At 72.7% G+C, this 19429-nt stretch carries 15 protein-coding genes; 7 read left to right on the plus strand and 8 right to left on the minus strand.

Going from position 1 to position 19429, the window contains the following annotated elements:
* Positions 1-61: 61 nt before the first annotated feature.
* Positions 62-2956: an aminomethyl-transferring glycine dehydrogenase gene (gene gcvP, locus ADL05_RS15220; RefSeq protein WP_053617628.1), complete on the plus strand. Its 2895-nt coding sequence runs from the start codon at positions 62-64 to the stop codon at positions 2954-2956.
* 242 nt (positions 2957-3198) lie between these two features.
* Positions 3199-4455 carry a lipopolysaccharide assembly protein LapB gene (locus ADL05_RS15225; protein ID WP_053617629.1) on the plus strand — a complete coding sequence of 419 codons (1257 nt, stop codon included), beginning with the start codon at positions 3199-3201 and terminating at the stop codon, positions 4453-4455.
* 325 nt (positions 4456-4780) lie between these two features.
* Here ADL05_RS15225 and ADL05_RS15230 read toward each other — a convergent pair whose 3' ends face one another.
* The 4 genes from ADL05_RS15230 to ADL05_RS15245 form a co-directional block, all read right to left on the minus strand.
* Entirely contained in the window at positions 4781-4969 is a 189-nt protein-coding gene (locus tag ADL05_RS15230) for a DUF5999 family protein (protein WP_053617630.1), read from the minus strand.
* 178 nt (positions 4970-5147) lie between these two features.
* Positions 5148-6578, minus strand: coding sequence for a threonine/serine exporter ThrE family protein (locus tag ADL05_RS15235; RefSeq protein ID WP_231640761.1), 1431 nt, complete (start codon positions 6576-6578; stop codon positions 5148-5150).
* Positions 6579-6795: 217 nt separating this feature from the next.
* Complete coding sequence (locus tag ADL05_RS15240) at positions 6796-7497, minus strand: response regulator transcription factor (protein ID WP_053617631.1); 702 nt, start codon at positions 7495-7497, stop codon at positions 6796-6798.
* A gap of 118 nt (positions 7498-7615) precedes the next feature.
* Positions 7616-8512 carry a PD-(D/E)XK nuclease family protein gene (locus ADL05_RS15245; RefSeq protein WP_082376427.1) on the minus strand — a complete coding sequence of 299 codons (897 nt, stop codon included), beginning with the start codon at positions 8510-8512 and terminating at the stop codon, positions 7616-7618.
* A 122-nt stretch (positions 8513-8634) separates the two neighbouring features.
* Between ADL05_RS15245 and ADL05_RS15250 the strand changes: the two genes are divergently transcribed.
* Complete coding sequence (locus tag ADL05_RS15250) at positions 8635-9786, plus strand: site-2 protease family protein (RefSeq protein ID WP_156365857.1); 1152 nt, start codon at positions 8635-8637, stop codon at positions 9784-9786.
* Between the two features lie 82 nt (positions 9787-9868).
* Here the strand turns inward: ADL05_RS15250 and ADL05_RS15255 are convergent, their stop codons facing one another.
* Complete coding sequence (locus ADL05_RS15255) at positions 9869-10342, minus strand: hypothetical protein (protein ID WP_053617632.1); 474 nt, start codon at positions 10340-10342, stop codon at positions 9869-9871.
* A 32-nt stretch (positions 10343-10374) separates the two neighbouring features.
* A complete protein-coding gene (locus ADL05_RS15260; RefSeq protein WP_053617633.1) occupies positions 10375-11697 on the minus strand; it encodes a helix-turn-helix transcriptional regulator in 1323 nt (440 codons plus the stop codon).
* 161 nt (positions 11698-11858) lie between these two features.
* Between ADL05_RS15260 and ADL05_RS15265 the strand changes: the two genes are divergently transcribed.
* Positions 11859-12272: a hypothetical protein gene (locus ADL05_RS15265; protein WP_369800944.1), complete on the plus strand. Its 414-nt coding sequence runs from the start codon at positions 11859-11861 to the stop codon at positions 12270-12272.
* A gap of 268 nt (positions 12273-12540) precedes the next feature.
* On the opposite strand, the gene ppgK is transcribed toward ADL05_RS15265, so the two are convergent.
* The gene (ppgK, locus tag ADL05_RS15270; RefSeq protein WP_053617634.1) at positions 12541-13374 is read right to left on the minus strand and encodes a polyphosphate--glucose phosphotransferase; all 834 of its coding nucleotides are present in this window, start codon (positions 13372-13374) and stop codon (positions 12541-12543) included.
* Positions 13375-13582: 208 nt separating this feature from the next.
* Here ppgK and ADL05_RS15275 point away from each other — a divergent pair, with 208 nt between their 5' ends.
* From ADL05_RS15275 to dop, 3 genes are all read left to right on the plus strand, one after another.
* Positions 13583-14647, plus strand: a complete 1065-nt coding sequence (locus ADL05_RS15275; protein WP_231640762.1) for a tRNA (adenine-N1)-methyltransferase — start codon at positions 13583-13585, stop codon at positions 14645-14647.
* A gap of 307 nt (positions 14648-14954) precedes the next feature.
* On the plus strand, positions 14955-16724 hold the full coding sequence (gene arc, locus ADL05_RS15280; RefSeq protein ID WP_082376429.1) for a proteasome ATPase: 1770 nt from the start codon (positions 14955-14957) through the stop codon (positions 16722-16724).
* Between the two features lie 324 nt (positions 16725-17048).
* Complete coding sequence (dop, locus tag ADL05_RS15285) at positions 17049-18572, plus strand: depupylase/deamidase Dop (RefSeq protein WP_053617635.1); 1524 nt, start codon at positions 17049-17051, stop codon at positions 18570-18572.
* A gap of 177 nt (positions 18573-18749) precedes the next feature.
* Here dop and ADL05_RS15290 read toward each other — a convergent pair whose 3' ends face one another.
* The gene (locus ADL05_RS15290; protein WP_053617636.1) at positions 18750-19355 is read right to left on the minus strand and encodes a DUF4352 domain-containing protein; all 606 of its coding nucleotides are present in this window, start codon (positions 19353-19355) and stop codon (positions 18750-18752) included.
* Between the last annotated feature and the right edge of the window lie 74 nt (positions 19356-19429).

Below are 19429 nucleotides of genomic sequence, written 5' to 3' on the forward strand. Positions count from 1 at the left end.
CAGAGGGGGAGACCGTGAGGAACACCGCCGAGCATCTCGGCCCTGTCACCAGGAGGTCTCCGTGCCCGATCAGTCATGGAACAATCCGGGCGCTCCCGCCCGGGTCTTCGCCGACCGCCACATCGGCCCGACGCCGGCCGAGGTCCAGGAGATGCTCAAGACGGTCGGCTACGGCTCCACCGCGGAGCTGATGTCCGCGGCCGTGCCCGAGTCGATCCTCACCGCTCCCGGGACCGGCGCCCCGCTCGACCTGCCCGAGGCGATCGGCGAGGCCGAGGCCCTGGCCGAGCTGAAGGAACTCGCCTCCCGCAACGCCGTGCGCACCTCGATGATCGGCCTGGGGTACTACGACACCCTGACGCCGCCGGTCATCCTGCGCAACATCCTGGAGAACCCCGCCTGGTACACGGCCTACACGCCCTACCAGCCCGAGATCTCCCAGGGCCGGCTGGAGGCCCTGCTGAACTTCCAGACGATGGTCTCGGACCTGACCGGCCTGCCGGTCTCGGGCGCCTCCCTGCTCGACGAGGCCACCGCGGCGGCCGAGGCCATGACGCTGGCACGCCGCGCCTCCAAGGCCAAGGGCAACGCGTTCGTCGTGGACTCCGACGTCTTCCCGCAGACCCTGCAGGTGCTGCGCACCCGCGCCGAGCCCCTGGGGATCGAGGTCGTCGTCGCCGACCTCACCGACGGGCTGCCCGACGCCGGGGCCTTCGGCGTCCTGGTGCAGTACCCCGCCTCCAGCGGCGCGGTCCGCGACCCCGGGGAGATCATCGCCGCCGCCCACGAGCGCGGCGCGATGGCGGTCGTGGCCGCCGACATCCTCGCCCTGACCCTGCTGCGCAGCCCCGGCGACCTGGGCGCCGACATCGCGGTGGGCTCCACCCAGCGCTTCGGCGTCCCGCTCGGCTTCGGCGGCCCGCACGCCGGCTACATGGCCGTCGGCGAGAAGCTGCGCCGCCAGCTGCCCGGCCGCCTGGTCGGCGTCTCGGTCGACAACGCCGGCCGCCCCGCGTACCGCCTGGCCCTGCAGACCCGTGAGCAGCACATCCGCCGCGAGAAGGCCACCAGCAACATCTGTACCGCGCAGGTCCTGCTGGCCATCATGGCCGGGATGTACGCGGTCTACCACGGCCCCGACGGCCTGCGCGCGATCGCCCGCCAGGTGCACACCCGCACCGTGGCGCTGGCCGACGCCCTGGCCGAACGCGGCTTCGAGGTCGTGCACTCGGCCTACTTCGACACCCTGCGCGTGCGCGTGCCCAGCTCCGGCCGTGTGGTGGAGGCGGCGCTGGAGGCGGGCTACAACCTGCTCGCCGTCGACCAGTCCACGGTCGGCGTGAGCGTGGACGAGACCACCTCGGCCGCGGACCTGGAGAAGGTGCTGGCCGCGTTCGGCGAGGCCGGGCGGGGCTCCTCGCGCGGCCGCCTGGGCGTGGACGAGGACGCCGACCGCCTCCCCGCCGACCTGGCCCGCGGCGTGGACTACCTGGCGCACGAGGTGTTCAACACCCACCGCAGCGAGACGTCGCTGCTGCGCTACATGCGGCGCCTGTCCGACCGCGACCTGGCGCTGGACCGCACGATGATCCCCCTGGGCTCCTGCACGATGAAGCTCAACGCCACCGCGGAGATGGAGGCCATCACCTGGCCCGAGTTCGCGGGCCTGCACCCCTTCGCGCCGCTGGACCAGGCGGCCGGGAGCGTGGCGGTCGTGCGCGACCTGGAGGCGTGGCTGGCGGAGGTCACCGGCTACGACGCGGTCTCGCTGCAGCCCAACGCGGGCTCGCAGGGCGAGCTGGCCGGGCTGCTGGCCATCCGCGGCTACCACCGCTCCCGCGGCGAGGCCCACCGCGACGTGTGCCTCATCCCCAGCTCCGCGCACGGCACCAACGCCGCCAGCGCGGTGATGGCCGGGATGCGCGTGGCGGTCGTGGCCTGCGACGACAACGGCAACGTGGACGTGGCCGACCTGCGGGCCAAGACCACCGAGCACGCCGACGACCTCGCCGCGATCATGGTCACCTACCCGTCCACGCACGGCGTGTACGAGGACACCGTCACCGAGGTGTGCCGACTGGTGCACGAGGCCGGCGGCCAGGTGTACGTGGACGGCGCAAACCTCAACGCCCTGCTCGGCTGGGCCAAGCCCGGCGAGTTCGGCGCGGACGTCAGCCACCTGAACCTGCACAAGACCTTCTGCATCCCGCACGGCGGCGGCGGCCCGGGCGTGGGCCCGGTCGCGGTGCGCTCGCACCTGGCCGGCTTCCTGCCCAACCACCCGGGCCAGCCCGAGGCCGGTCCGCACACCGGCGTGGGGCCCGTCTCGGCGGCGCCGTTCGGCTCGGCGGGCATCCTGCCCATCTCCTGGGCCTACGTGCGGATGATGGGCGGCGACGGCCTGCGCGCCGCCACCGAGACCGCGGTGCTGTCGGCCAACTACCTGGCCAAGCGGCTGGAACCGTACTTCCCGGTGCTCTACACGGGTGCGCAGGGGCTGGTGGCGCACGAGTGCGTCATCGACATCCGCCCGCTGCAGAAGGCCACCGGCATCAGCAACGAGGACGTCGCCAAGCGGCTGATGGACTACGGCTTCCACGCGCCGACGATGTCGTTCCCGGTGGCGGGCACCCTGATGGTGGAGCCCACCGAGAGCGAGAACCTCGCCGAGCTGGAGCGGTTCGTCCAGGCGCTGATCGCCATCCGCGGCGAGATCGACCGCGTCGAGTCGGGGGAGTGGGACGCCGACGACAACCCGCTGCGGGGCGCTCCGCACACCGCCGAGGCGCTGACCGCCGACGTCTGGGAGCACGGCTACACGCGGACGGAGGCGGCCTACCCGTTGTCGTCGCTGCGCCAGGACAAGTACTGGCCGCCGGTCGGCCGGATCGACCAGGCCTACGGTGACCGCAACCTGGTGTGCTCGTGCCCGCCGCCGGAGGCGTTCGAGCTCTAGGGCGCGTGTGACGGGGCGGGGGCGCCGACACGGTCGGCGCCCCCCTTGTTGTCCGTTTTGTAAATCTACGTCGTAAAGGTCACGCTTGGCGTCACCCCGTCATGGGGGAGGGGGCTTCGCCGGATGGGCGTGAGCCTCGTCGTGGGGCGCGCCTCGACACCCGGCGGGCGAGCCGCCATCCGGTGCGGCGCCGCGGGTTAGAGTGGCGGCGACGCCCTCCACGACCCCAGGAAAGCGGATCCATGACCACGACGTCCGGACGTCCCGCGCGCTCTGGCCCCGCCGAAGCCCCCGAGGCGACCGATCCCGAGGACGCGCCGGAACAGGACCTGCCGTCCGGACTCGACGCGGCGGCGCTGTGCGACCAGGCCCAGGACCTCGCCGAGAACGGCCACCTCAAACGCTCCGCCAAACTCTACGAGCAGGCCGTCGCGGCCAACCCCCGTCCGGCCGTGCAGGCCCGCGCGCTGCTCGGACTCGCCGTGGTCCAGGACCAGCGGGGCGACGCACCGGCGTCCCGCGCCGCCGCGCGCCGGGCCCTGGCCACCGGCGACACCCGCTACGCCCCGCGGGCCGCCTACCACCTGGCCCTGTCCCTGGAACAGGACGGGGAGGCCGCCGAGGCCGAACGCGTGTGGGAGCGCCTGCTGGACCTGGGCGGGCCCGACTACGCCGCCGTCGCCCACTACGGGCTGGCGAGGGCGGCCGAGGCGCGCGGCGACTCCGCCGGAGCGCAACAGGACTGGGAGCGGGCGCTCACCCTGCCGCCCGGTCCGGAGCCGGTCGGCCGACTGCACGCCGCGACCGTCGTGGAGGCCGCCCGCGACCTGGCCGGGCGCCTGCTGGAGCAGGGCAGGCCCGGGGCCGCGGCCGCCGCCGTCGAACGAGGGCTCTCGGTCGCCGACGACCCGGAACTGCGCCTGCTGCGGGCCGCCGCCCATCTGGAACACGCCATCGCCGACCTCGGCGCGGTCGTGGAGCCGCCCGGAGACGACCCGGAGGGCCCCGCACCGGAACCGGGTACCTCCGGTGCCGCCGTGGAGCTCCTGGCCGGGCTCCTGGTCCTGAGGGGCGAGCCCGAGGCCGCCGAGCGGGTGTGGCACGCCGGTCTGACGGACCGGGACGCCGAGACGGCGGACGCCGTGCGCCGGAGGCTGCGCCGCGCCATCGCGCCCCCGTCGGCGGAGCCCGAAGAGGCGGCGGAGGCGGACGAGCCGTGGTGGAACCGCTACCTGGAGGAGGCGGTCGCCACGTCGAGCACGCCCCTCCTGGCGGGGGAGCTGTTCGCCGTCATCACCCGGATGCACGCGCTGCTGGCGGTGCCGGTGGCGGAGGGCGAGGCGCGTCCCACGGCACTGGTCGCGGCCATGGAGGAGGCCCTGCGCACGCCCAGCGACCTGGTGTGGGGCGCCGACGTGCACGCCGACTTCCGGCGCCGCCTGCGCGCGGCGATGGGCGGGGAGGACGTCCTGCCGGACGGCTGGCCGGAGCACGGCTGAACCGGGAGGGCGGGAGTCGCGGAGCGGCCCCGCCCGCCACCGCCTGTGAGCGCTTCCCTGGCAGGGCCGCCGGGCCTGCTCGCCGCGGCGGGGCTTGTCACCCGCCAGTCCTCCGCTCGGGCCGCGTGCACCCGCTCGCCACCGCCCTGCCGCGCGGGCCTTCCGGCCTGGGGGAGGGCCTTCGGCTCCGGTTCCTCTCCCGCGTCACCCGCGCTCGCCCCGGGCGCCGCGCGGGCACAGGCCTACCACCCTCAACGGCGAGCCTTCGGCTCGGACCCCTGAGGGTGGGCTGCGCGGCGGAGCCGCGGGTCGGTCGAGGAGCCGGTCAGGCCGCCACGTGCGGCCGGTGCGGGGCGACAACCGCCCCGTCGGGGAGAAGCTCGCCGGTGTCGTCGAATAGGACGACACCGTTGCAGAGCAGGCTCCATCCCTGTTCGGGGTGGCTGGAGACGACGCGCGCGGCTTCGCGGTCGGTGTCCTCGAAGGACGGACAGGGAGGTTCGTGGCTACACATGGGATGGCCTTTCTTCCGTGCTCGACACTGAGCTGACGCCAAGAGTAGTGGCTCATTTCACATGCTGCTGCGGTTTGAGCCGGATCCGGTGGTCCCACTGTCGTCGTTCGCTCTCACCCTGTGAGATACCCCCTGGCCGGGATCGGTTCGCTCCGATGCGGGGCCGCTGGAAAAAGTCTCAGTACGCGCCGCGCGTACGGCGTGCCGCCGGACGTCCGCGCATGCCCGCTCCGGCCAGGCCGCCGTGCTGGAAGGCGCGCACCAGCTCGCCGCCGAGGTTGACGCCCGCGCCCAGGGCCAGCGCCACCATGACCGCCTCCACCAGGCTGAGCAGCCCGAAGACCGCCGTCCCCTGCGTGATCTCGATCAGGCCGCGGTAGAGGATGCTGCCGGGCAGGAGCGGGGCGATGGAGGGCACCAGGTAGGGCAGGACCGGTCGGCGCGTGTAGCGGGCCAGCCAGTGGCCGACCACGCCCACGGCGATCGCACCGGCGACCGTGCCGACGACGGCGGGCACGTCGGTGGCGCTGCGCAGCCAGGCGTAGATCACCCAGATCATCACACCGAGGACGCCGATGGCGGGCAGCATCCTGGGCGGGACGGCCAGGGAGATCGCGAAGGCCATGGCGATGCCCGCGGCCCCCACGAGCACGAGCGGCTCCATGGAGGTGCCGGCCGAGGGCAGGCTCTCCAGGTCGATGGCGACGCCGATCTCCTGGGCGGTGTAGGCGACGGCGGCCACACCCGTGACGATGGCGCCCAGGATGAAGAACGTCTCCAGCAGGCGGGCGGCGGAGGAGACGTAGCTGCCGCTGATGCCGTCCTGGATGCTGGAGACCAGCGGGCGCCCGGGGAGCAGCGCCATGATGTTCCCGGTGATGATCGCGCCCGCCTGGAGCCCGAGCGCGAGTTCGGAGCTCACCCACAGCAGGCCGACGCCGATGGTGGCGGCCACGGCGGCGGCGGCGACCATCTGGTAGAACTCGGCCACCCCGCGCCGGGCGAGGAACACCGACGTGCGGTCGCCGAGCACGGTGGCCAGGAACGCGGCCCCGGCCACGATCACGCCGCCGCCCATCATGACACTGGCGCTGGAGGCGATCAGGCCGAAGCCGATCGCGATCATCCAGTTGGGGTAGGGCATGCGGGCGCGCCGGATCTGGGTGAGCCGCGCGGCGGCGTCCTCCAACTCCAGCAGGCCCAGCGCCGACTGCTGGACGAGGGTGTGCAGCTCGTTGACGCGGAAGTAGTCCAGCGTGCGCCGCCGTACGACGCGTTCACCGGTCACCGGCGGGTGGTCGCCGCCTGGGTGCGTGGACAGGGTGATGGTGGTGAAGGTGACAGAGACCTCCGAGCGCGGCAGCTCGAAGGCGACGGACAGGCTGAGCATCGCCTCGCTCACGGCCTCGGTGCCCTCGCCGCTGGCGAGCATGAGTTCACCGACCCGCAGGACCAGGTCCATGGCGCGGGCGTCGGGGAGGGCGACGTCCTCCTCCTCGTCGAAGCCGTCGGGCGTCAGCTCGCGCTCGTGCGCCGCCCGCCAGTCCCGCATGCGGCTGAGCATGCGGTCCTCGCTCGGCGGAACCGGCCGCTCCCGCTTGTCCGGCATGGCTGAACTCCGTTCCCTCCCCGCCCGGGCCCCGCATCGGCCAGTGCGTTCTTCAAAGACCCCAGAGGGGACGCGGTGGGCGGGGGCGGGGTTCGCCTCCCACGGCACCGGGTACCGGTGAACTCGGTCACCGGATCATCCTGTCAAGGCGCGGCGGTGTCCGACAACGACGCGCCGGGGGTTTCCCGGCGGGACGGGACGGTCCGCGGGCGCGGTGTCACGGGTGGGGCCGGGGGCCGGGCGGATCCCCGCCGGGGCGGACGAGGCCGGTCTCGTAGGCGTACACGACGGCCTGGACGCGGTCGCGCAGGCCCAGTTTGGCGAGGATGCGGCCCAGGTGGGACTTGACGGTGGTCTCGCCCAGGACGAGGTGGCCGGCGATCTCGGTGTTGGACCAGCCGCGGCCGACGAGCCGCAGGACCTCGCGCTCCCGGTCGGTGAGCGGATCGGGCGCGGCGGGGGCCGCGGGCGCCTGCGCGGGCAGCAGCGGTGCGTACCGGTCCAGGAGGCGCCGCAGGACGCCGGGGGCGATGGCGGCGGCGCCGTCGGCGACGACCTCGACGGCGGCGATGAGCTCGGTGGGCGGGGCGTCCTTGAGCAGGAAGCCGGTCGCTCCCGCCCGCAGCACCTCGACCACGTACTCGTCGAGGTCGAAGGTGGTCAGTGCCAGGACGTGGACGCGGTGGCCGCCCTCGCGGGCCCAGGCGGTGATGCGGCGGGTGGCCTCCACCCCGTCGGTCCCGTTCATGCGCAGGTCCATGAGGACGACGTCGGGCAGCAGGCTCCGCGCCGCGTGGACGGCCTGCTCGCCGTCGGAGGCCTCGCCCACGACGGACAGGTGCGGGGCCGATTCCAGGATCAGCCGGAATCCGGCGCGGACGAGCGGTTGGTCGTCGACGAGCAGCACTGAGACGGGCACAGGGGCGATTGTGCCCTATCGGGGACGGCCGGCCGTACCGCGCCGGAGGCGTCGGTGGAGGGTGGCGGCCCTGCCCCCGCGAAGCGGCCACCCGGGTGACGGGCGACGGGTGGGCGGTTCAGGCGGGAGGTGCGGTGGGGGCCGCCGAGCCGGTGGCGTCCGTCGGAACCGGCGGCGCGTCCGCCTGGCCGCCGCTCATGGACGATGACGGACGGTGGGTCGGGAGCGGTGGGGGCGTCCCGCCGAACTCCGGGCAGATCGCCTGGTGGTCGCACCAGCCGCAGAGCTTGCTGCGGCGGGGCGCCCACTCGCCGGTGCGGCCGGCGGCCTCGATGCGCGCCCAGATGTCGGTGATCTCGGACTCGACGGCGCGCAGTTCGTCCTCGGTGGGGTCGTACCAGCGCACGGCGCCCTCGCCGCCGAGGTAGACGAGTTGGAGGCGGGTGGGGACGACGCCGAGGTCGCGCCAGATCATGACGGCGTAGAAGTAGACCTGGAACTTGGCCTTGTCCTCGAAGCGGGGGTGCGGGGACTTGCCGGTCTTGTAGTCCACGACGCGGATCTGCCCGGAGGGGGCGACGTCGAGGCGGTCGACGTAGCCGCGCAGGTTCAGGCCGGTGGGCAGGGCGACCTTGAGCGCCATCTCGCGCTCGCGGGGTTCCAGGGCGGCGGGGTTCTCCAGGTCGAAGTAGCGGCGCACGAGGGCGCGGGCGGACTCCAGCCAGGCGTCGCGTTCGGCGTCGTCGGCGAACATCTCCTCCAGCTCGGGCCGCTTGGCGCGGAGCCGGTCCCACTGCGGGGTGACCAGCGCGACGGCGGTGCGGGCGGTGCGCGTCTCCGCGGGGAGTTCGTAGAGGCGTTCCAGGCAGGCGTGCACCAGCGTGCCGCGCGTGGCGGCGATGCTCGGCGGCTCGGGGATGCGGTCGATCGTGCGGAAGCGGAACAGCAGCGGGCACTGCAGGAAGTCGGCGGCGCGGGAGGGCGACAGCGCGGTCGGAAGGGGCACGGAGCTCATGCTCCGAGCCTACGAGAGGCCCGTGACATCCGCGGACCCCGTCGGATGGGCGGGTGGGGAGGGGCGTTCCGGGCGACGCGCAGCAGGGCGAGTATCCGCCATGCACGCCCTAGGCTGAGGGCGTGACGAACGGAAGCGACCCCGCCGTGCCCCGCCCCGCCGGACGTTCGAAGAAGCCCGGGTTACTGCTGGGGCGGCCCTTCGGTGTTCCCGTCTACGTGACGTCGTCGTGGTGGATCGTGGCCATCCTGATCACGCTCGTCTACGGCGGCATCGTGCAGACGCGGCTGGCGCTGGGCCCGTCGGCCTACCTGCTGGCGTTCGTCTTCGCGGTCCTGCTGTACGCGTCGGTGCTGGTCCACGAGCTGGCGCACTCGGTGGTGGCGCGGATGTACGGGCTACCCGTACGGCGCATCGTCCTGTACGTGCTGGGCGGGGTCTCGGAGATCGAGCGGGAGGCGCCCACCCCGGGCCGGGAGTTCTGGATCGCGTTCTCCGGCCCGGCGCTGTCGCTGCTGCTGGCCGCGGGCGGGTTCGGGCTGGCCTCGCTGGCCGAGCCGTTCAGCGTGACGGGCGAGCTCCTGTTCCAGTTGTGGGTGGCCAACCTGCTGGTCGGTGTGTTCAACCTGCTGCCGGGGCTGCCGTTGGACGGCGGGCGGCTGCTGCGGGCGGGTGTGTGGAAGGTGACCGGGCGCGCCTACACCGGGAGCGTGGTGGCGGCCTGGGGCGGCCGGGTGCTGGCGCTGGTGGTCGTGGCGCTGCCGTGGCTGTTCGCCGCGTCGGCGGGCAGTACGCCGGGGCCGTGGGCGGTCGTGTGGGGCGTGGTGCTGGGCGGGTTCATGTGGATGGGGGCGTCCGAGGCGCTCAAGAGCGCCCGGCTGCGCGCGCGGGTGCCCCGGCTCAAGGCCCGGGAGCTGGTGCGGCGGTCGGTCTCGGTGGTCTCCGACACCCCCCTGGCGGAGGCCGAGCGGCGGGCGGAGGCGGCCGGTGCCGAGGCGGTGGTGGTCACGGACTCCGCGGGGACGCCGGTGGCGATCGTGCATCCCGCCGCGGCCCAGGCCATCACGGAGGCGCGCCGGTCCTGGGTGCCGGTGTCGAGTGTGGCGCGTGCGGTCACGCGTGAGTCGGTCGTGCCGGTGGATCTGGAGGGCGAGGCGCTGATGGAGGCCCTTTCGCGTCGCCCGCTGCCGGAGTACCTCGTGGTTGAGGAGGACGGTGGTGTGGTCGGCGTGCTCCGGGCGATGGACGTCAACGCCGCGATGAACGGGGACTGAGCGCGGGGCGCGCGCGAGGACCGGGCGGCGTCGGCGGCCGGTGGTGACTCGGCCGCTGACCGTGCCGGCGGCGGGCGGTGCCTCAGCGCCGGGCTCCCTGGGGCCACAGGACACGGACCGGGAGCGAGAGCGAGCGGGCGTAGGCCACGACGTCGGCGGTGCCGCCGGGGCCGCGGGCGGGCTCGCCGTCCCAGACGGCGACGAGCTGGTCGCAGTGGTCGACCAGGTGGCGTCCGGCGGCCATGTGCGCGTCGGAGGTGGACGCCTGGTGCGGTAACCGGTGGACCATGACCGCGCGGGCGAGGAGCCGGTCGTAGGTGGGGTGGTGTTCCTCGGGGAGGCCCTCCCTGTAGCCGGCGGCGGGGATGACGGCCTCCAGTGGGGCGCCCGCGGCCAGGACGGCCTCGGCGAAGACGGTGTCGGCGCCGTCGGCCAGGCAGGACAGGCCCACGAAGTCACATCCGCGGGGCGCCAGGTGTGCGGCGATCATGGTCGCGATGGCGCTGTCCAGGCCCGGGGTCAGGCCGCGGTGTCCGGTGATGCCGATACGGATCACGAAACCTCCCTGGAGTTCTGCTCGCCGCGTTTCTACCCACAGGCGGAGAATCCGGTCATCAGAGAGGTCAGCTGATCGTCGAGTTCCCGGACGCAGGCGGCGTAGGGGCCGGTGTAGCGGCGCCGGAAGGCGCGTACGCGGCCGATGACGCGTTCGGACCCGAACTCCATGCCGGTGGCGAGCGCCTCCTGGGCCAGGCGGAAGGCCTCGTCGACGTCACCGGCGTCGGCGTGGGCCGAGGCCAGTTCGACCTGGAGCACGGCGGCCTGCTTGGCGCTGGCGCCGGAGGGGGCGAAGGCCTCGGCGAAGGCCTGGCGGGCGTCGTGCGGGCGCCGTAGCCGCACGTCGACGAGCGCGCGGTACCCGGCGACCTTGGGCTCGTCGAAGGCGAAGACCCACGGCCAGGGCGGGTCGCAGTTGCCGGGCCTGGCGACCTCGCGCTCGGCTCGTCGCAGGGCGTGCGCGGCCGAGGAGCGGTCGCCGATTCCGGCGTGGGCCAGGGCGCCCACGCAGGCCAGCCAGGCGTTGGCGGTGGGGTGGGCGGTGCCGCCCAGGACGTGCTCGGCCTCCCGGACGAGCCCGAGTCCGAGCTCGGGGTCCTCCGCGGTGTCGATCTCGAAGGCGGCCAGGGAGCCGAGCATGTAGACGTCGAGCAGGCGGATGCCGGTCTGGCGGGCGCGCACGACGGCTGTGCGGTAGTGCATGCGGGCCGAGCCCATGTCGCCCTGGTCGGCGTGCAGCCAGGCGGCGAAGCCGGAGGCCTCGCTGGCCGCGGCGCTGACGGGCGCGAGGAAGGGTGTCCCGCGCGCGTTCGCGAGCATCTGCTCGGCCAGATGCACGTGCGCCACCGCACTTGGCAGCAGGTGGCGGGCGGCGGAGGTGGCGTCCATCCGGCGCTGGCCGCCGGTGATGGAGCGCAGGGCGGGGGCGGTGGTCTCGTTGACCGCGTGACGGGTGTGGGCGTTGGCGTGGGCGATCCGTGGCGCGGTGGTCGTCATGAGGGCTCCCGCGGCGACGACCCGTCCGAAGTCGCGGCGTCTCGTGGGGTCCACCTCCTCGGGGGCGGCGGCGCCGTCCGGAGGCGCGCTGCCGCCGAACCGGAGCAGGTGAAGGGGGATGCCGAGCCTCTGGGCGAGGTCGTGCACCTGGCTCACGGTGAGGGACTGCTGGCCGTTGATCACCCGGGAGACCCAGCTCTGGGAGTAGTCGACCGCACGGGCGAGCTCGCCCTGGGACCATCCGCGCGCGCTGCGCACGCCCTCGATGACCGTCGCCATGTCACAGGTCGCCAGGGCGGCCGCGATGCGGGGCCGTGACCACAGGTCGGGTGAAGGAACGCCGTCTCGTTGGGGCATGAGTTTAGATTAGGGATTCCGGGCTCGCTTGGTGGCTATGTGTCAAAATGAAGGTGCGATGCGTGATCCGCATACGGTCACGCCCCCGTCCCCCTGATGCGGCAGAGTTCAAGGGACATTGGTCCCCGGTCGCACGGGAAGACATCGGGAAGGGAGGTCTGGTGACCGTTGAGACCCCACCGCTGGGGAAACCGGGTCCGGCCGGGTTCGGGCGCGGCGCGGACACCGCCGAGGCTCGGGCCCTGACGGGAACGGCCGCCGACGGCGCCGACCGCGGGGAGCTGGTCGGCGGAGCGCTGCGCGGCCTGGCCGCCGAACTGCGGTCGCGGGGTGTGGAGGTGCGCGAGGACCGGACGTCGGGTGTGGTCGACGCCGGACCGAGCAGCCGTCCGCAGCGCGCTCTGCTGCGCCCGCACCGCGGCGGTCTGTGGTGGTGGATGCGCTGGCCGCTCCAGGACGGGGTGCCCGCCCCGCTGGCGGGGGTCCCGCTGTCCCCGGTCACCCGGACGGGGGACGCCGCCCGGCGGATCGCCGGGGCGCTGTCCTCCTGCGACGGCGCGTCCGACGCGGCGTGACCGTGCCCGAACTCGCCTGACCGTGCTCCGTGAGCGATGACGACCGCCGACGTTCCCTGAACCCGAGCCGTCGCGCTCATCCCTGGACGGGCGCGTGCTGTGTCCGCGCCCAGGCGACGGGCGGGGCCTGGGCCTTCCCCGAAACCCAGTCTCCCTCTGCACGGGGCCGCGTCCGGTCCCGCCCGTCCTCTCCCCCCGGCGGCCCGAGGGGCGCCCCGACCCCCGGTGCCCCTCGGGCCGCGCCTTCGCCCCGCCCGCGCGGGCGGGGTCAGGCGAGGTCGTCCACGGCCCCCGCCGCCGCTTCGCGCGCGGCGCCCCGGTCCGCGGCCAGGCCGGTCTCCCGGTCCGCGTCCTGCGCGGCGGCCAGGGCGGCGCCGACGATGCCCGCGGAGTTGCGCAGCGACGCCGCCACGATGGGCGTGCGGATGTCCACGTGGGGGAGGAACTTGTCGGCCTTGCGGCTCACCCCGCCGCCGACGACGATCAGGTCCGGCCACACCAGGTCCTCCAGGACCCGGTAGTAGCGGTGCAGCCGCTTGGTGGCCCACTCGTGGTAGGAGAGGTCCTCGCGTTCCTTGGCGCCGGAGGAGGCCCGGCTCTCCGCGTCGTGGCCGTCGATCTCCAGGTGGCCGAACTCGGTGTTGGGCACCAGGTGGCCGTCCACGACCAGGGCGGTGCCGATCCCGGTGCCCAGGGTCGTCATCAGCACGACGCCGCGCACCCCCTGGGCCGCGCCGTAGCGGGCCTCGGCCAGGGCCGCGGCGTCGGCGTCGTTGAGGACGCGTACCGACCGCCCGGTGGCCCGGGCGAACAGGTCCCGCGCGTCGGTGCCCACCCAGTGGCCGTGCAGGTTCGCGGCGGTGTGCACGACGCCGTTCTGGACCACGCCGGGGAAGGTCACACCCAGGGGAGCGCCCTCGGCGACGGGGAAGTGCTCGGCGATGCGGCCGACGATCTCGGCCACGGCGGCGGGGGTGGCGTGCTCGGGCGTGAGGATCTTCAGGCGCTCCTGCAGGAACTCGCCGGTGGCGAGGTCGACCGGGGCTCCCTTGATGCCGCTGCCGCCGATGTCGATTCCGAGCCCCGTGGTCAGCTGTGACATGGGTCGTCGTCTCCCGTTGGTCCTCGTGTGCCGAAGGGGCGCGCGGGCGCCCCACGCAACCCGATCCTGCCCTGGCGGGCCGACTTTCGCACGCGTTCGGGAAAAGGGGCGGCCGCGGCGGGGCGCGGGCCGGTCCGCCGGGTGGTGGCGGACCGATACGCTGGGCGGTTGGCCCGACCAATAGCGACGTGGGAAGACGAGAGCGACGTTGACCGGTATCCATGGGCGCCGCGGCCCCTTCACCGACGGCGACACCGTGCAGCTGACCGACCCCAAGGGTCGCATGCACACCATCACACTGAGCGAGGGCGGTGCGTTCCACTCGCACAAGGGCAAGGTCGAGCACGCCGACCTCATCGGTCAGCCCGAGGGGAGCGTGGTGCGCTCCAACACCGGTACGGCCTACGTGGCGCTGCGTCCGCTCCTGATCGACTACACGCTGTCGATGAAGCGCGGCGCGACCATCGTCTACCCCAAGGACGCCGCCCAGGTCCTGGTGGAGGCGGACATCTTCCCGGGCGCGCGCGTGGTGGAGGCCGGGGCCGGTTCGGGGGCGATGTCCAACTGGCTGCTGCGCGCGGTCGGTGAGCAGGGCATGGTGCACTCCTACGAGCGCCGGGCCGACTTCGCCGAGATCGCCCGCAAGAACGTGGAGCGCTTCCACGGGGGCCCGCACCCGGCGTGGAAGCTCACCGTCGGCGATCTGGTGGAGTCCCTCGACGAGACCGACGTGGACCGGGTCTTCCTGGACATGCTCGCGCCGTGGGAGTGCCTGGACGCGGTCGCGGGCGCGCTGATCCCGGGCGGTCTGGTGTGCTGCTACGTCGCCACCACGACCCAGCTCTCCCGGGTGGTGGAGGAGCTGCGGGAGGACCCGCGCTTCTACGAGCCCCGCTCGTGGGAGACGATGCTGCGCACCTGGCACGTGGAGGGCCTGGCGGTGCGCCCGGACCACCGCATGATCGGGCACACCGGGTTCCTGGTGGTCGCGCGGCGCCTGGCGGACGGGGCCGAGGCGCCCGAGCGCCGGCGCCGGCCGGCCAAGGGGGCCTACGGCAAGGACTTCACTCCCGTGCGGGAGCGGGAGGGCCGCGGCGGTGCCGGGGCGGACGCGGTCGCGTCGGCCGAGTCGGTCGCGTCGGCTCCGCCGGAGGGCGGCGCGGCGGTTCCGTCCGCCGGGCCGACCGAACCGGTCACGCCCGCTGAGCCGACCACGCCGACCGAGCCGGAGACGGGTCCGCCGGCGGCGGAGCCGGACGACGACGCACGGTAGCCGCCGGGTCGGCCGCACGGCCGCCGAGAGCCGCACGCGAGCCCGCCCGGGCCCGTCCCGGGCGGGCTCCGTCGTGCGCTCCCCAGCCCGGCGACGTGGGCCGGAGCGGTGCGGCGTTCACCGCCCGGGACTTGCCCGGAGCCAGACACTGAGGTTACTTTCTCATTACGTCGGGTCATCCGGTACCACTGTGACCTGGCCAGATGCAAGACCTCCGAATGAGGGCTAGGACACTCCTCGCCACTGGGAGGTTAGGAATCGGGCGGGGGTAGGTAGGCTCCCGAGTAGTCGTCCTTCTCATAGGGAGGTGGCGGACGTGGCCGAGCGCGACGACGAGCGTCAGAGCGACCAGGACCGTGAAGTCGCTGAACTCACGGCACAGGTCTCTTACATGGAAAAGGAACTCAGCGTGGTTCGGCGTAAGCTCGCCGATTCGCCCCGACATGTACGCCTTCTGGAGGAGCGTTTGAGGGAGGCCCAGGCCAACCTCGCCGCTGCCAACGGACAGAACGAGCGGCTCGTCTCCACTCTCAAGGAGGCGCGCGAGCAGATCGTGGCACTGAAGGAGGAGGTCGACCGGCTGGCGCAACCGCCGTCCGGGTTCGGCGTCTACCTGGGGTCGCGTGAGGACGAGACCGTCGAGATCTTCACCAACGGCCGCAAGATGCGGGTGAACGTCAGTCCCTCCGTGGACCTGGACGCCCTGCGCCCCGGCCAGGAGGTGATGCTCAACGAGGCCTTCAACGTCGTCGAGGTGGAGTCGTTCGAGACCGTCGGCGAGGTCGTCATGCTCAAGGAGATCCTTGAGGACGGCGAGCGCGCGCTGGTGATCTCCCACCACGACGAGGAGCGGATCGTGCGTTTGGCCGATCCCCTGCGCGACGAACCGGTCCGACCGGGCGACTCGTTGCTGTTGGAGCCGCGTTCGGGTTATGTCTACGAGCGCATCCCCAAGTCCGAGGTCGAGGAACTCATCCTCGAAGAGGTCCCCGACATCGCCTACACCGACATCGGCGGCCTGTCGGGACAGATCGAGATGATCCGCGACGCGGTCGAACTGCCCTACCTCTACAAGGAGTTGTTCTACGAGCACCAGCTGCGCCCGCCGAAGGGCGTACTGCTGTACGGGCCCCCCGGGTGCGGCAAGACGCTCATCGCCAAGGCGGTGGCCAACTCGCTGGCCAAGCAGGTGGCCGAGCGGACGGGCCGCGACGTCGGCAAGAGCTTCTTCCTCAACATCAAGGGCCCGGAGCTGCTCAACAAGTACGTGGGCGAGACCGAGCGGCACATCCGCCTGGTCTTCCAACGGGCACGGGAGAAGGCCTCCGAGGGCACACCCGTCATCGTCTTCTTCGACGAGATGGACTCGATCTTCCGCACCCGTGGCTCTGGCGTGTCCTCCGACGTGGAGAACACGATCGTGCCGCAGCTGCTCAGTGAGATCGACGGTGTCGAGGGGCTGGAGAACGTCATCGTCATCGGCGCCTCCAACCGCGAGGACATGATCGACCCGGCGATCCTGCGGCCCGGCCGGCTGGACGTCAAGATCAAGATCGAGCGTCCGGACGCCGAGGCGGCCCGCGACATCTTCGGCAAGTACATCACCCCCGACCTGCCCCTGCACGACGAGGACCTGGCCGAGCACGGCGGGTCCGCCAAGGCCACCGTCGACGCCATGATCCAGCGGGTCGTGGAGCGGATGTACACCGAGGGCGAGGAGAACCGGTTCCTGGAGGTGACCTACGCCAACGGGGACAAGGAGGTCCTGTACTTCAAGGACTTCAACTCCGGCGCGATGATCGAGAACATCGTCTCGCGGGCCAAGAAGATGGCGATCAAGGACTTCATCGACGCCCAGGCCAAGGGCATCCGGGTCTCGCACCTGCTCCAGGCCTGCGTCGACGAGTTCAGTGAGAACGAGGACCTGCCCAACACCACCAACCCCGACGACTGGGCACGCATCTCCGGTAAGAAGGGCGAGCGCATCGTCTACATCCGGACCCTGGTGACCGGCAAGAAGGGCGCCGACGCCGGGCGCAGCATCGACACCGTGGCCAACACGGGTCAGTACCTGTAACAGCGTGTGCGCGGGGCCGACCGGACGTCCGGTCGGCCCCGTCGTGCTGTTCCGCCGGAACCATGGCTCCGGAGGCCGCCGACCGAACCGTTCAGGCCCTGGTCAGGGGCGGATTCTCCGCGCGTTTCCGCGGTGGTGGCGGGGCGGTTCCGGCACCTGGCCCCTTTTCCGCCGGCGCGCTGTCCCGCGATGCGGACGAAGCCCGTCCGACCTGCGAGAACGGTCCTTGGGGTCCGCTGGGCCGAAACGCCCGAGAAGACGGCACTTGAGCGACAATTGGCGCTGAAGCGTTCAAGACCGGTCCCCGGCGGATAACCTCTCATCATGAGTGTGCGGCGGATTATGGGTATCGAGACCGAATACGGGATCTCCGTTCCCGGCAACCCCGGGGCCAACGCGATGGTCACCTCCACCCAGGTGGTGAACGCCTATCTGGCGGCGTCGGCTGCCCGGGCCCGGCGTGCCCGGTGGGACTTCGAGGAGGAGAACCCGCTGCGCGACGCCCGCGGGTTCGATCTGGCGCGTGAGGTCGCCGACCCCACGCAGCTCACCGACGAGGATCTGGGGCTGGCCAACGTCATCCTCACCAACGGCGCGCGGCTGTACGTCGACCACGCCCACCCGGAGTACTCGGCGCCCGAGGTCACCAACCCGATGGACGCGGTCCTGTGGGACAAGGCCGGGGAGCGGGTGATGGCGGACGCGGCGGCGCGCGCGGGCGCCACGCCGGGCATCGAACCGATCCAGCTGTACAAGAACAACACCGACAACAAGGGCGCCTCCTACGGGTGTCACGAGAACTACCTGATGAGCCGGTCGACGCCGTTCGGCGACATCGTGCGGCACCTGATCCCCTTCTTCGTCTCGCGGCAGGTCGTGTGCGGAGCGGGCAAGGTCGGTATCGGCGCGGACGGCCAGGGATCGGGCTTCCAGATCTCCCAGCGCGCGGACTTCTTCGAGGTCGAGGTGGGGTTGGAGACCACGCTCAAGCGCCCCATCATCAACACGCGCGATGAGCCCCACTCCGATCCGGACCGGTACCGCCGCCTGCACGTGATCATCGGCGACGCCAACATGAGCGAGCTGTCCACGTACCTGAAACTGGGCAGCACGGCGCTGGTGCTGTCGATGATCGAGGACGGGTTCCTCAGCGTGGACCTGTCGCTGGAGACCCCGGTGGCCGACCTGCGGGCCGTCTCGCACGATCCCGGTCTGACCCACCGGGTCCGGCTGCGCGACGGGCGGCGGATGACGGCGCTGGAGCTGCAGGGCGAGTACCTGGACCAGGCGCGCAAGTACGTCGAGGACAAGTTCGGCACCGAAGTGGACCCCGACACCGCCGACGTGCTGGACCGCTGGGAGTCGGTCCTGACGCGCCTGGGATCGGACCCGATGGGCCTGTCCGGCGAGCTGGACTGGGTGACCAAGCTCAAGGTGCTTGAGGGCTACCGCTCGCGCGACTCGCTGGACTGGTCGCACCCGCGTCTGCAGCTGGTGGACCTGCAGTACTCGGACGTGCGGGCGGACAAGGGGATCTACAACCGGATGGCCTCCCGCGGCCGCATGACGCGCCTGCTGGAGGAGCGGCAGGTGCAGCGCGCGGTCACCGAGCCGCCGGAGGACACCCGTGCCTACTTCCGCGGCCGCTGCCTGGCCAAGTACGCCGACGAGGTCGCGGCGGCGTCCTGGGACTCGGTGATCTTCGACCTGCCGGGCTACGACTCCCTGCAGCGGGTCCCCACCCTGGAGCCCACCCGGGGGACCAAGGAGCACGTGGGCGCGCTGCTGGACAACGCGCCGACGGCCGCCGACCTGGTCGCGGTCCTCACGGGGTCCGGCCGGGACTGACCACGCCCGCGGGCCACGGCCGCCGACCGCCGCGCGCCGCTCCGAGTGCCCGCACTCAGGCGGCGCGGGCGGCGGGCGCACTTCTGGTGCGGGCCGTGGCCAGGGGACGGCTCGGCGGGGCGTGGGCGCCGGCGGTCGGGTGCCCGGTGCCGATCTCGATGACCGGCCGCGGCACGGCTACTCGTCGGGTTCGAGGAGCCCTTCGCCGGAGACCAGGACCTCGGTGAACTCCGTCCCGGTGGGAGCGGTGAAGAGGACGTAGGACGTCACGGAGGCGCCCGGTTCGATGTCGTCCCAGAAGTAGTCCCAGGCGACGGTGAACTCCGCGTCCTGGTCGTTCTGCAGGACCCGGCCGTCCGTGGTCGTCCCCGTGGTCCCCTCGGTGTCGAAGGCGGTCGGCGCGTGGCCCTCGTTGGTGACGGTGAGCCGGTAGATGTGGAACTCCATCCCCTCGGGCGCGTCGTCCTCGAACGCGAAGCCGTCGGTGATGTGGGTGTCGGTGTAGCACCGCTCGACCTGGAGGTGCAGCGTGCCGACGCGGGTGCTGCTGCCCGCGTAGGACTCCGGCGGCACCGACTCCGGGACCGCCCCGGCGGTGTCGCTCGCGGTGGCGGGATCGGAGGCGGACGGACTCTGGGGCGGGTCGGGCTCTTCTTCCTCCGACGGCGATGCGGGTTCCTCGACCGCCACCTGGGACCGCTGTGTCCACAGGGGCGAGAGGGTGAACGCCAGCGCGGTGCCGGCGGCCGTGGCCACCAGCACGGCCAGGATCGCCGCCACCACGAAGGTGAGCCGGTGGCGCGGAGTTCTCGGGGATGGCCGGTACGGGGCCCGAGGTTCCATACCCCTGTGACACG

The sequence above is a fragment of the Nocardiopsis sp. NRRL B-16309 genome, assembly GCF_001279585.1.
Classification (GTDB): Bacteria; Actinomycetota; Actinomycetes; order Streptosporangiales; family Streptosporangiaceae; genus Nocardiopsis.